Raw genomic sequence first — 12,234 nt, 5'->3', positions numbered from 1 at the left:
TCTGCCCGCGTGTCCACCTCAACCGGGTGGGAGGCGCGAGTCAGCGAGCGCGGCGCTTGAGCCGCTCGACGTCCTGCAGGAGCACGGCGCGCGCCTCGAGCCGCAGCCAGCCGCGCGTCGCGAAGTCCGCGAGCGCCTTGTTGACCGTCTCGCGGGAGGCGCCGACGAGCTGCGCGAGCTCCTCCTGGGTCAGGTCGTGGGAGACCATGATGCCGCCCTCCACGGGGCGGCCGAAGCGCTCGGACAGGTCGAGCAGCGCCTTGGCGACGCGACCGGGGACGTCGGTGAAGACGAGGTCGGCGAGGTGGGCGTTGGTGCGGCGCAGGCGCTGCGCGAGCGCCGCGAGCAGGGCCTTGGAGACCTCGGGGCGGCCGGTGAGGATCGCCGTGAGGGAGTCGTTGCCGAGGCCGAGGAGCTGCGTCTCGGCGACGGCCGTGGCCGTCATGGTGCGCGGGCCCGGGTCGAAGAGGCTGAGCTCGCCGAACATCTCGCCCGGGCCGAGGATGGCGACGAGGTTCTCGCGTCCGTCGGGGCTCGTGCGGCCGAGCTTGATCTTGCCCTCGGCGATGACGTAGAGCGTGTCGCCCCGGTCTCCCTCGTGGAAGAGCACGTCGCCGCGCTCCATGTGCGACCGGCTCATCTCCGACTGCAGCGCGGAGGCCGCCTCGTCGTCCAGAGCCTTGAACAGGGGCGCACGCCTCACCACGTCGAGATCCACGGGGTCAGTGTGCCACGTCGGCTCCGCCGTCGCCCTGCCACCACAGGGGTTTCGGGCCGCGCGTCTCAGTCGTCGATGCGGTAGTCGATCGGCTTGCAGACCCCGTTGTTGGACTTCTCGGCCGAGCAGGCGGTCAGGCCGACGACGAGGTCGGCCTCGGCACGCAGGACGAAGCGGTCACCCGCCTTCGAGGTCGGCGGGTCGATGTGCAGCTCGCCGTCGCGCTCGTTCCACACGTTCATGAAGATGTTGAGCGTCGTCGAGATGCGGTCGGGCTCGACGCCGAAGGCCGCCATGGTCGTCGCGAGGTTCTCGAAGCAGCTCGGGTGGTAGGCGCCCTCGAACTCGGGGTAGAGCAGGTCGAAGGTCTGCTGCGAGCACGGCGTCAGCAGGATGTCGTGGTGCCCGCACGTGTCCTCGACGACGGTCGCCATCGGCCTGCTCCGGTTGCTGTAGAGCACGCTGCCGGTCGTCACGGCGGTCGAGTTGGCGTAGTCGATGGTGCGGCCCGAGCTGAACCACTCGTCGCGGTCGTCGTCCATGACGGCGAAGAAGTCGCTGACCTGCTCGCCGGTCGGGTCGATGACGGTGAGTCGCTGCCCGGCCCTGAGGACGAAGGCGGCTCCGGTCTGGGGGGCGAGCCGGGTCAGGTCCATGCCGTCACGGTAGTCGCCGGCCGGTTGCAGCACCGGGCCGCCGGGGCCGAACAGTCGGTCCGTCATGAGTCGGGCGTCCTGCGAGATCGTCATCCTTGCTCCCCTGTGGTCCTCGGTCGTGTGTCGGGTCGTCGGGTCGTGCGTGCGTCTAGTCGGCGTCGTGGACGTCGAGGGGTGGCTCCCAGCCGCTCTGGTGATGCCGCCCGGAGTACTGCATGGCCTCGCTGCTGTCGCCGTGGTCGGCGACCATCGGGTTGACGARGCCCTGGAGGTCCTCGTCGCGCCGCCGGATCGTCGTGCGCATGCCGTCGAAGCGTCCCTCGGCCCGCAGCTCCTCGAACTGGTCGTGCGGGTTGAAGACGAGGGTGGGTAGCGGCGCGCGCCGGGCCACCCGCGAGGCGGCCGGGTGCAGACCGACGATGAAGTACGCCGTGCCGCCGGCGGAGAAGGCGAAGTGCGGGTCGTTGGGGTCCGAGCCCACGCCGTCCGCCCACGAACTGTCGTCGGCGTCGTGGAGCCGCTGGAGGAGCCCGAAGAGGGACGCCTCGAACCCGGCCTCGTCGGTGGGTAGGGGCCCTCGGAAGGTCGCGATGAAGGAGTGGAAGCCGCTCTCGCCCTCGATGGACCCGGCGAAGGCGGCGAGCCGCTCCAGCAGCTGCGTCGGGACGTCCGGGCCGGACATGTCGTCGAGGACGACATGCGCGACGCTGCCGCGGCGGAAGACGGACTTGGCCCCGAGGCAGGGGAACTCGGCATGGGTGACCATGAGCTCGAGGGCCCGGACGACGTCGTCGTCGGAGGCGTGGGCGAGCTCCATCCCGGCCAGCAGGTCGAGGGTCGTCTCGAGCCCGTGCCGCTCGTCGGGGGCGAGCAGCCCGGGCGCCGTTGTGGGCGTTGGGGCTTGGGTGCGCGTTTCGGTTGACATGTCGGACTCCTCCTGTGCATGCAGGACGTACCCACCTCTGGTTCGCTTCGCGCGAAACCTTGGACGCGCCCCGGACGCAACCGCACCAAACCCTGGACGAACGCGCCCGACCGACCGCCCCACGGAGGCGGACAGCGGGTGACAGCGGGGCGGCATACAGTGTCGTCCGTGTCCCCCCGAGCCCTCGTGATCGACGACGAGACCCCTGTGGCGCGGACCCGGCGCGCCCGGAAGATGTACCGCTCCCTCCATGAGCGCTACCCGTACGCCCACTGCGAGCTCGACTTCAGCACACCCCTCGAGCTGCTCGTCGCGACGATCCTGTCGGCGCAGACGACCGACGTCGGGGTCAACAAGGTGACGCCGATCGTCTTCGCGAAGTACCCGACGGCCGCCGACTACGCGAACGCCGACCGCACCGAGCTCGAGACGATCATCCAGCCGACCGGCTTCTACCGCGCCAAGACCGACTCGCTCATCAAGCTCGGGATCGCCCTCGTCGAGCGTTTCGACGGCGAGGTGCCGCCGCGCCTCAAGGACCTCGTGACGCTCCCGGGTGTGGGCCGCAAGACGGCCAACGTCGTGCTCGGCAACGCCTTCGGCGTCCCCGGCATCACCGTCGACACCCACTTCGGCCGCCTCGCCCGCCGCTTCGGCTGGACCGAGGAGGAGGACCCGGTCAAGGTCGAGCACGAGGTCGGCGCGCTCTTCATGCGCAAGGACTGGACGATGCTCAGCCACGTCGTCATCTTCCACGGCCGCCGCACGTGCCACGCGAAGAAGCCGGCCTGCGGGGCGTGCCCGGTCGCGCGCTGGTGCCCCAGCTACGGCGCCGGCGAGACCGACCCCGACAAGGCGGCGAAGCTCCTGAAGTACGAGCTGGCGCCGAAGTGACCCACACGCTCAGCCGGATCGCGTATGCCGGCAGGTCGGGTTCCATCGAGCCCTCCCCGACGCCCGGGGCGGGGACCGTGCCGCGTCCGGCGTGGATGGACGAGCTCGCGGTGCGCCTCGAGGAGGTCGCGCCCGAGTGGTTCTCCCGCTTCCTGCCGCCGGAGGAGGGCGGCCGCGAGTCGGCGGTCCTCATCCTCTTCGGCCCCCCACCCGCCGGCGCCGACGACGACGGCGAGCACGTCGTGCTCATCGAGCGCTCGCACACGATGCGCACCCAGCCGGCCCAGATCGCCTTCCCGGGCGGCTCCCGCGACCCCGGGGACGACGACCTCGTCGCCACCGCGCTGCGCGAGGCCGAGGAGGAGACGGGCATCGACCCGGCTGGGGTCGACGTCGTCGCCCAGCTGCCCTCGCTCTTCCTCGCTCCGGCCCAGTTCGTCGTCGCGCCGGTGCTCGGCTGGTGGGCGCAGCCCTCGCCGATCGGGGTCCGCGACCCGGCAGAGGTGCACGACGTGCTCTCGGTACCCGTCTCGCACCTCGTCGACCCGGCCACCCGCTTCTCGGTGACGCATCCCTCGGGCTACGTCGGACCGGGCTTCGACCTCGACCACCTGCTCCTGTGGGGCTTCACCGCCGGGCTCGTCAGCAGCGTCCTCGAGCTCGGCGGACTCTCCCGGCCGTGGGATCCTGAGATCCGGCGCGAGCTCCCCGAGCGCTACCTCGGAGGGAGGCGGTCATGACCGGCAGTGTCGTGCTCGACATCGCCCTGGTCCTGCTCCTGCTGGCGTACGGCTACTCCGGCTACCGGCAGGGGCTGATCCAGAGCGTCTTCTCGCTCGTCGGCTTCTTCGCCTTCGCGATGTTCGCGGTGTGGCAGCTGCCCGAGATGCTGGCACGGTGGCAGTCGGTTGCCGACAACGACCGCACCCGGGTGCTCGTGCTCATCCTCGGTGTCGTCGCGTTCGGGTGGCTCGGCCAGTACCTCGGCAGCCTCCTCGGGGCACGGATCCGGCGCCGCGTCGGCCAGACCTCGCTGCGTCAGGTCGACTCGGTCCTCGGTGGCATCGTCGTCATGGTCGCCGCCAGCCTCATCATCTGGTTCATCGGCGGTGCGCTGCGCACGGCCGGCAACCCGGCGCTGTCCAAGGCGATGGCCGACTCGAAGGTGCTGCAGGTCGTCAACTCCGTCGTCCCCGAGCAGACCGGCCAGGTCTTCGCGAGCTTCCGCGGCTTCCTGTCGAGCCAGGGCTTCCCGCAGGTGTTCGGCGATCTGGCACCCGAGCCGATCACGCCGGTGCAGGACCCCGACCCCGCTGTCGCGCAGTCGGCGGCGATCCGCGCGGCCGGCCGGTCCGTCGTCAAGGTGACGACCCAGTCCCAGTCGTGCCAGCGCGGCCAGGAGGGCACCGGCTGGGTGCTCTCGCCGGGCCGCATCGTCACCAATGCCCACGTCGTCGCCGGCGCCGACGAGGTGCGGGTCGAGAGCGCTGACCAGACGCTGCGCGCGCGCGTCATCGTCTTCGACGCGCGTCGGGACCTCGCCGTGCTCAGCGTGCCGGGCCTGGCTCTGCCGGCGCTCCCGCTCGGCGGTGAGCTGAAGCGCGGCGACTCGGCTGCGGTGCCGGGCTACCCGCTTGACGGCCCCTACCGGGTCGTGTCCGCCCGTGTCCGGGCCCAGCTCGAGGCCCGCGGGCTCGACGTCTACGGCAGCGAGCGCGTCATCCGCGAGATCTACTCGCTCGCCTCGACCGTGCAGCCGGGCAACTCCGGCGGCCCCCTGCTCGACGCCGAGGGCCGGGTCGTCGGTGTCATCTTCGCCAAGTCGCTCGAGGACGACTCGACCGGCTACGCGTTGACGCTCGCCGAGGCCAAGCCGGTGCTCGACGAGGCCAGGTCCGCGGGGGCCGAGGTCGACACCGGCGCCTGCGTCGCCGGCTGACTCGCCTGCCCCGCCACCGTCGAAAGGCCGAAGTTCGTCGGTGTGGCCTTTCGACGGTGGAAGGATCGGGGGGTGCGCATCGACAGTCCCGGGCTGACCACCGACCTCGACCTGCTCCGCCTCCAGGGAGCGACCGTCACCGACCTCGGCGACCACCTCGTCGTGCGCACCGAGGCCAACCCGACCTTCTGGTGGGGCAACTTCCTGCTCGTGCCCTCCGCGGTCCGTTCGGACGAGATCGAGCGCTGGACCGCACGCTTCGAGGAGGAGCTCCCGGACGCCCACCACCGAGCGATCGCCTTCACGCACGACGGCGGTGACACCGAGGCCTAGGCCGCGCACGGCTGGGACGTCGAGGTCGACGTCGACCTCGCCACGACGTCGGTGCCGGCTCCCGCCGACGCACCCGACGGCATACGGCTCACGCCGCTCGAGTCCGACGACGACTGGGAGCAGTCGGCCGACGTCGGCGGGAGCGACACCCCCGAGGACCGGCGCGACGCGCGTCTCGTCTTCGAACGGCGGCGGGCGGCGGCGCAACGCGGGCTCGTCGAGTCGGGGCGGGCGCGGTGGTTCGGGGCCTTCGACGGCGACCGGCTCGTTGCGAACCTCGGCATCGTGCGGCTCGGCGACCTCGCCCGCTACCAGGACGTCGTCACCCTCGAGAGCCACCGCCGGCGCGGCATCGCCGGGGCGCTCGTGCGTGCCGCAGGGGAGTGGGCGCTCGAGGACCCGGCCGTCGGGCGGCTCGTCATCGTCGCCGAGGAGGGCGGGCCCGCGATCGGGCTCTACCAGCGCGCCGGCTTCGCCGAGGTCGCCCGCCACGTTGCCGTCTCCCGAGCCCCCGCCTGACCCGTCCCGGGTTCGAGGTGATGTCGGCACCGAGGTGGCGCGCGCCATCACCTCGAACCGTCAGGGGCCGGGCGCGCCTCGAGGTGATACCGGCAGCACCGTGGCTGCCGGTATCACCTCGAACGGGGGCGTATGCCGGGTCGCTCAGTCCGCCTTGACGGCCAGGACCGGGCAGGTGGCGTCGAGGAGCAGGCGCTGCGCGGTCGAGCCGAGCAGCAGCTTGCCGACGGCGCTGCGGTGCCGGATGCCGATGACGAGCATCCGCGGCTGCTCCCGGTCGACGAGCTCGAGGAGCTGGTCGGCCGGGTCGGTGCCGTGCTCGATGCGACGTACCTCGTGCGTGACCCCGGACTCGGCGAGGTCGGCGTCGAGCCGGTCGAGGTCCGAGCCCTCGGCGCGGTGCGCGTCGACGAGCTTGTCGTCTCGGGACATGTTGATGACGAGCACCGACTCGTCGTGCGCCTTGGCCTCGGCGATCGCGGCCGCGAGGGCCGCCTCGCCCTGCGACGTCGGGATGTAGCCGACGAGGATCGTCATGCCATGACCTCCTTCGTCGCGGGGGCGTCTGCGCCGGGGCCGTCGCCGCCCCGGCCGCGTCCGCGACCCCGGCCGGTCAGCTTGCCGACGAGCGGCCAGATCAGCACGAGGGCGATGATCGCGAAGCAGACCCAGGCGACGGGGCCGCCGACGAGACCGCTGAGGTCGCCGCCCGAGAGCTGGAGCGAGCGCCGCCCCTGCAGCTCGGCGAGCGGTCCGAGGATGACGCCGATGATGAGCGGCAGCACCGGCAGCCCGAAGCGGCGCAGCGCGAAGCCGACCATGCCCAGCGCGAGCAGCAGGAGCAGGTCGAACGGCTGGGCGTTGACGGCATACGCCCCCATGGAGGCGAAGAAGAGGATGCCGGCGTAGAGGTAGGGACGCGGGATCTGGAGCAGCTTGGCCCAGGCCGGGGCGAGCGGCAGGTTGAGCAGCAGCAGCATCGTGTTGCCGACGAAGAGGCTGGCGATGAGCGTCCAGACGAGCACCGGCTGCTTCTCCATGAGCAGCGGCCCCGGCTCGAGGCCCCAGCCCTGCAGCGCGGCCAGCATGATCGCGGCCGTCGCGTTGGTCGGCAGGCCGAGCGCGAGCATCGGGACCAGGGTGCCGGCGGCCGAGGCGTTGTTGGCGGCCTCGGGTCCGGCGACGCCCTCGATGGCGCCCTTGCCGAACTCCTCCGGTCGCTTCGAGAGCTTGCGCTCGGTCATGTAGGACAGGAAGGTCGGGATCTCGGCGCCACCGGCGGGGAGGGCGCCGAACGGGAAGCCGAAGGCGGTGCCGCGCAGCCACGGCTTCCACGAGCGGCCCCAGTCGTCCCGGCCCATCCACGGACGGCCGACCGGGATGACGCCGGCGGCCTTGCGCCGCAGGTGGGCCGCGACCCAGAGCGCCTCGCCGACGGCGAAGATGCCGACCGCGACGACGACGACGTCGATGCCGTCGGCGAGCTGCGCGGTCCCGAAGGTCATGCGCTGCTGGCCCGTCACCTTGTCGATGCCGATGAGCCCGATGGCGAGGCCGATGAGCAGGGCCGCGAAGCCGCGGATGCGTGAGCTGCCGAGCACGGCGCTCGCGCCGGCGAAGGCCAGCAGCATGATCGCGAAGTATTCGGGGGCACCGAGGCTGACCGCGAACTTCACGACCTGCGGCATGACGAGCGCGAGCAGCAGCGTGCCGATCGTGCCGGCGACGAAGGACCCGATGGCGGCGGTCGCGAGCGCCTGCGCGGCCCTGCCGGCCTTGGCCATCTTGTTGCCCTCGATGGCCGTGACGACCGACGAGGACTCACCGGGCGTGTTGAGCAGGATCGAGGTCGTCGAGCCGCCGTACATGCCGCCGTAGAAGATGCCGGCGAACATGATGAGGGCCTGGGTCGGCTCGAGGCCGTAGGTGACGGGCAGGAGCAGCGCGACGGTCATGGCCGGGCCGATGCCCGGGAGGACGCCGACGGCGGTGCCGATGGTGACGCCGATGAGGGCGAAGAGCAGGTTCATCGGGGTCAGGACGTGCCCGAACCCGTCGATGAGGTTGGCGAAGTTGTCCATCAGAGGATTCCTTGCAGCACGCCGGCGGGCAGGTTGACGTCGAGCCCGATGGCGAAGGCGTAGAAGGTGGCGAGCGCGAGGCCCAGGCCGAAGAGCAGACCGCGCACGTGGTGGCGGTTGCCGAGGGCGAAGGCCGAGCCGGCGAAGAGGATGGTGCCGCTGATGACCCAGCCGAGCGGCTCGATGAGCACGGCGTTGAGGACGAAGAAGGCGGCGAGCAGGCCCAGGGTCTTCCAGTCCGAGCCGGTCGAGAGGTCGACGTCCTCGCCCTCCTCGGCGCTGCCGACCCCGCCGCGGTAGACGTCGACGGCATACAGGACGGCGGTCACGAGCAGCAGGATGCCGAGGATGATCGGCACGGGACGGGGACCCACGGGGTCGTTGCTGCTCGTCGCGTGGCCGATGCGGGCGGCGTCGAAGAGCAGCAGCCCGCCGAGGACCGCGAGGAACGCGCACATGCCGTACTGCGCGCGATCCCCGCGGCCCTGCGCGGCCACCCCGTCGGACATGACGGCGGACGTGCCGCCGGTGCTGGTCACAGCACCGGCGGGCGCGTCGCGCGTGGGGTCGGGGGTGTGGTCCGACATGGTCAGCTGGCCAGTCCGAGGGTGGTGAGGATCTCGGCGACCGAGGCGTCCTGCTCCTTGAGGAAGGTGCCGAACGCGTCACCGGTGACGAAGGCGTCGGTCCAGCCGCGCTTCTCCATCTCGTCCTTCCAGCCCTGCGAGGCGTGCATCTTCGTCAGCGCGTCGATCCACGTGGCCTTGTCGGCGTCGGAGATGCCGGGAGGGGCCACGATGCCGCGCCAGTTGGTGAAGACGAGGTCGATGCCGGACTCCTTGAGGGTCGGCACGTCGGGGAGGGCGTCGATGCGCTTCTCGCTCGTGACCGCGAGGACCTTGACCTGGCCGGCCTTGACCTGGTCGAGGAACTCGCCGAAGCCGCTGGCACCGAAGGAGATCTTGTTGCCGATGAGGGCCGGGAGCAGCTCGCCGCCGCCGTCGAAGCCGATGTAGCTGACGGTCTTGGGATCAATGCCGACCGCCTTGGCCAGCTGCATCGGGAGCAGGTGGTCGGGTCCGCCCGGGGACGAGCCGCCGCCGACGTTGACCTTCTTCGGGTCGGCCTTCCACGCCGCGACGAGCGCGTTGACGTCCTGGTAGGGCGAGTCCTTCGGCACGACGATCGCGCCGGCCTCCTCGATCAGCTTGGCGATCGGGGTGGTGTCGTTGAGCGTGGCCTGGCTCTTCTGCGTGTAGGCCGCGCCGACGACGCCGAGCCCCATCTGCATGGCGAGCTTGCCGTTGCCCTTCTCGTTGACCGTGCGCTGCAGGCCCACGGTGCCGCCGGCGCCCGGGAGGTTGAAGACCTGGATCGCGCTGGTGATCTTGGCGGCCTCCATGACCTTCGCCGCGGTGCGGGCGGTCGTGTCGTAGCCGCCGCCGGGGGCGTTGGGGACCATGATCTGGAGGTTGCTGGCGGGGGAGCCGCCGGCCGCGCCGGTGGGGGCGTCGTCCTTCTTGGCGGTGGCTCCGCAGGCCGAGAGGGCCAGGGCGGTGACGCCGACGGTGACGCCGAGCAGGACGGACCTGCGGGCGGGGGTACGAGTGCTCATCGTTGAGGTCTCTTTCGCGTTCTGTGGCTGGAACGGCATGATCGTGGCCTGCGCCACGACGCCGTGTCGCCCTTGTGTCAGCAATGAAGGTTGAGTTCGTTTTGGTCACGCAGAGACCGGGCCGCTTCGGTCGCCTCTCCCTCGCCGGGCAGCTGCTCGTCGTGCAGATGGTCATCCTGCTCGGTGTGCTCGTCACCGTCGCACTGGTGTCCCTCGCGCAGTCGGAGTCGACGTTCACGCGCACCGAGGGCCGGCGCATCGCGGCTATCGCCGAGCAGGTCGCCAGCACACCGATCGTGCGCGCGGAGATGAGCCCCGGCGGCGTCGTCAACGTCCTGCCCACCATCACCCAGTCCATCGTGACCCAGTACGACGTCACATCGGTGACGTTGGCCGACGCCGACGAGGTCGCCCGGGTGTCGTCGGACCCGACGATCGACAAGACCCGCATCCCGCTCGGCGCGCCGGCCGTCGGTGAGGGGGCGAGCTGGACGGGCGTCATGGACGTCCAGGGCGAGCGGATGCTCGTCGCGCAGAGCCCACTTCTCTACGACCCGCCTGCGACTGGACCCGCCGTTCTGCCGGTGGGGGCCCAGCTCGGCACCGTCATGGTCGCCGTGCGTATGCCGTCCGCCCTCGACCGCCTCCAAGGGGCCTCGTCGTACCTTCCGACCTATCTGGGCATCGCCCTCGTGCTCGGAGGCGTGGGCTCGTGGCTGCTCGCCCGGCGGATCAAGCGGCAGACGCTCGGGCTCGAGCCGGCCGAGATCACGGGCCTCGCCGAGAGTCGGGAGGCGATGCTCTTCGGGCTCGCCGAGGGTGTCGTGGCGCTCGACACGAACGAGCGGATCACGTTGGTCAACAACGTCGCCCAGCGTCTGCTCGATCTGCCGGAGCATGCCGTGGGGATGCGTCTCGACGACCTCCCCATCGGTCCACGGCTGCGTGACGTGTTGCGGGGGGTGACGGACGAGAGCGAGCCATCGGAGGCCGTGGACGACGGTGTCACCACGGGTGGCGGCACCAGTGACGGCACCGGTGAGAGTGGGCGGCCGACGCCGCGCGACCAGGTCGTCCTGCGCCGCGGACGGGTCCTCGTCATGAACCGCATGGAGGTCAGCAAGGACGGCCGGCCTCTGGGCTCGGTGACGACCCTGCGCGACCGCACCGAGCTGGCCGACCTCGAGCGCGAGATCGGCTCGTTCCGCAGCACGACCGAGCTGCTCCGGGCCCAGGCGCACGAGTTCGCCAACCAGCTGCACACGATCTCGGGGCTCATCCAGCTCGGCGAGTACGACGAGGTCGTCGGCTACGTCGACGCCGTGAGCGAGCACCGTGCCCAGCTCGACCTCACGGTCTCGCGGCGCATCCGCGACACCGCCGTGACGGCGCTCGTCATGGCCAAGGCCGCGCAGGCGACCGAGCGGCGCGTCGAGCTGCGGGTCTCCGACGACACGTCGCTCGGTCGCGTCGGCCCGCGCGACTCGGCCGACGTCGCGGCCGTCGTCGGCAACCTCGTCGACAACGCCATCGACGCTGCGGCGTCGTCCGACGGCCCGGACAAGTGGGTCGAGCTGACGATCCGCCAGGACGCGAGCTCGCTCGAGGTCAGCGTCGTCGACTCGGGGCCGGGCATCGCGCCCGAGGTCGTGACGGAGGTCTTCACCCACGGCTACACGACGAAGGCGGCCCGGGCGGGCGAGCGTGGCATCGGGCTGGCGCTGACGCGCCTGATCTGCCAACGTCGGGGCGGCGAGGTCGAGGTGGAGAACACCCCGACGGGCGCGAAGTTCGTCGCCCGCCTCACCGTCGAGGCCGCCATCGGGCACGCGGAGGAGAAGCGATGACCACGGTGCTCGTCGTCGACGACGACTTCATGGTGGCTCGCATCCACCGTGGCTTCGTCGAGCGGGTCGACGGCTTCGAGGTCGTCGGCACGGCCCAGACGGGCGACGAGGCCGTGGCCCTCGTCGAGTCGCTCCGGCCCGATCTCGTGCTCCTCGACCTCTACCTCCCCGACGCGTTCGGGCTCGACGTCGTGACCCGCCTACGCGCGGCCGGGCACACCTGCGACGTGCTCGTCATCACCGCGGCCAAGGAGGCCGACGCGGTGCGGGGCGCGGTGCGGCAGGGCGTCGTCGGCTACCTGCTCAAGCCCTTCGCCTTCGCCGACCTCGAGCAACGCCTGCGGACGTATGCCGCCGAACGGGCCCGCGGCCTCAGTGACGACCTGACGCAGGAGGAGATCGACGCGGCGTTCACCTCGCAGCCGGTCGGCCGCGGTCCGGTGGCCGTGCTGCCGAAGGGGCTCAGCGCCGAGACGGCGGAGGCTGTCGAGAAGGCGCTCCGAGAGTCGAGCGAGACGCTGTCGGCGACGGAATGTGCTGAGGCCGTGGGCATCTCGCGGGTCAGTGCCCGTCGCTACCTCGAGCACTTCGTGTCGTTCGGCCAGGCCGAGGTGACCCTTCGCTACGGCACGACCGGTCGCCCGGAGCGCCGCTACCGCTGGCTCTGACCGCGCCGGCTGACCACGCGCCGCCAGGCCGATCGTGCA

At 71.4% G+C, this 12,234-nt stretch carries 14 protein-coding genes; 7 read left to right on the top strand and 7 right to left on the bottom strand.

Translation table 11 applies throughout. The annotated features are described in order from the left end of the window. Positions 1-40: 40 nt before the first annotated feature. The 3 genes from AB4Y83_RS09270 to gntA all read right to left on the bottom strand — a co-directional run bounded on the left by AB4Y83_RS09270 (position 41) and on the right by gntA (position 2,299). Positions 41-718: a Crp/Fnr family transcriptional regulator gene (locus AB4Y83_RS09270; protein WP_020145792.1), complete on the bottom strand. Its 678-nt coding sequence runs from the start codon at positions 716-718 to the stop codon at positions 41-43. A 65-nt stretch (positions 719-783) separates the two neighbouring features. Next, positions 784-1,467 carry a DUF1989 domain-containing protein gene (locus AB4Y83_RS09265; protein WP_442296662.1) on the bottom strand — a complete coding sequence of 228 codons (684 nt, stop codon included), beginning with the start codon at positions 1,465-1,467 and terminating at the stop codon, positions 784-786. A 55-nt stretch (positions 1,468-1,522) separates the two neighbouring features. Continuing rightward, entirely contained in the window at positions 1,523-2,299 is a 777-nt protein-coding gene (gntA, locus tag AB4Y83_RS09260) for a guanitoxin biosynthesis heme-dependent pre-guanitoxin N-hydroxylase GntA (RefSeq protein ID WP_442296661.1), read from the bottom strand. Positions 2,300-2,533: 234 nt separating this feature from the next. On the opposite strand from gntA, the gene nth reads away from it, so the two are divergent. The 5 genes from nth to AB4Y83_RS09235 all read left to right on the top strand — a co-directional run bounded on the left by nth (position 2,534) and on the right by AB4Y83_RS09235 (position 5,984). Next, the gene (gene nth / locus AB4Y83_RS09255; RefSeq protein ID WP_235508717.1) at positions 2,534-3,193 is read left to right on the top strand and encodes an endonuclease III; all 660 of its coding nucleotides are present in this window, start codon (positions 2,534-2,536) and stop codon (positions 3,191-3,193) included. Beyond that, positions 3,190-3,933: an NUDIX hydrolase gene (locus AB4Y83_RS09250; RefSeq protein ID WP_056774027.1), complete on the top strand. Its 744-nt coding sequence runs from the start codon at positions 3,190-3,192 to the stop codon at positions 3,931-3,933. The genes nth and AB4Y83_RS09250 overlap by 4 nt, the downstream gene beginning before the upstream one ends. Beyond that, positions 3,930-5,132: a MarP family serine protease gene (locus AB4Y83_RS09245; RefSeq protein WP_442275737.1), complete on the top strand. Its 1,203-nt coding sequence runs from the start codon at positions 3,930-3,932 to the stop codon at positions 5,130-5,132. The genes AB4Y83_RS09250 and AB4Y83_RS09245 overlap by 4 nt, the downstream gene beginning before the upstream one ends. A gap of 72 nt (positions 5,133-5,204) precedes the next feature. Then, positions 5,205-5,465 (top strand): hypothetical protein, encoded by a 261-nt coding sequence (locus AB4Y83_RS09240; RefSeq protein ID WP_442296660.1) that lies wholly within the window; start codon positions 5,205-5,207, stop codon positions 5,463-5,465. A gap of 51 nt (positions 5,466-5,516) precedes the next feature. After that, the gene (locus AB4Y83_RS09235; RefSeq protein WP_442296659.1) at positions 5,517-5,984 is read left to right on the top strand and encodes a GNAT family N-acetyltransferase; all 468 of its coding nucleotides are present in this window, start codon (positions 5,517-5,519) and stop codon (positions 5,982-5,984) included. Positions 5,985-6,128: 144 nt separating this feature from the next. Here the strand turns inward: AB4Y83_RS09235 and AB4Y83_RS09230 are convergent, their stop codons facing one another. From AB4Y83_RS09230 to AB4Y83_RS09215, 4 genes are read right to left on the bottom strand one after another with little or no spacing between them, the layout of a single operon-like run. After that, positions 6,129-6,521, bottom strand: coding sequence for a universal stress protein (locus AB4Y83_RS09230; protein ID WP_442275739.1), 393 nt, complete (start codon positions 6,519-6,521; stop codon positions 6,129-6,131). Next, positions 6,518-8,065, bottom strand: coding sequence for a tripartite tricarboxylate transporter permease (locus AB4Y83_RS09225; protein ID WP_442296658.1), 1,548 nt, complete (start codon positions 8,063-8,065; stop codon positions 6,518-6,520). The genes AB4Y83_RS09230 and AB4Y83_RS09225 overlap by 4 nt, the downstream gene beginning before the upstream one ends. Then, positions 8,065-8,652, bottom strand: a complete 588-nt coding sequence (locus AB4Y83_RS09220) for a tripartite tricarboxylate transporter TctB family protein (RefSeq protein WP_442296657.1) — start codon at positions 8,650-8,652, stop codon at positions 8,065-8,067. The genes AB4Y83_RS09225 and AB4Y83_RS09220 overlap by 1 nt, the downstream gene beginning before the upstream one ends. A 2-nt stretch (positions 8,653-8,654) precedes the next feature. Next, on the bottom strand, positions 8,655-9,680 hold the full coding sequence (locus AB4Y83_RS09215) for a Bug family tripartite tricarboxylate transporter substrate binding protein (RefSeq protein ID WP_442296656.1): 1,026 nt from the start codon (positions 9,678-9,680) through the stop codon (positions 8,655-8,657). An 83-nt stretch (positions 9,681-9,763) separates the two neighbouring features. Between AB4Y83_RS09215 and AB4Y83_RS09210 the strand changes: the two genes are divergently transcribed. Next, entirely contained in the window at positions 9,764-11,527 is a 1,764-nt protein-coding gene (locus AB4Y83_RS09210) for an ATP-binding protein (protein WP_442296655.1), read from the top strand. Then, positions 11,524-12,195 (top strand): response regulator, encoded by a 672-nt coding sequence (locus AB4Y83_RS09205; RefSeq protein WP_442296654.1) that lies wholly within the window; start codon positions 11,524-11,526, stop codon positions 12,193-12,195. The genes AB4Y83_RS09210 and AB4Y83_RS09205 overlap by 4 nt, the downstream gene beginning before the upstream one ends. The last annotated feature ends 39 nt before the right edge of the window (positions 12,196-12,234 follow it).

This window comes from Terrabacter sp. RAF57 (assembly GCF_052113925.1).
GTDB lineage: Bacteria > Actinomycetota > Actinomycetes > Actinomycetales > Dermatophilaceae > Terrabacter.
Note: the sequence above shows the minus strand (reverse complement) of the source record. Positions and strands in the feature narration are given on the sequence as shown.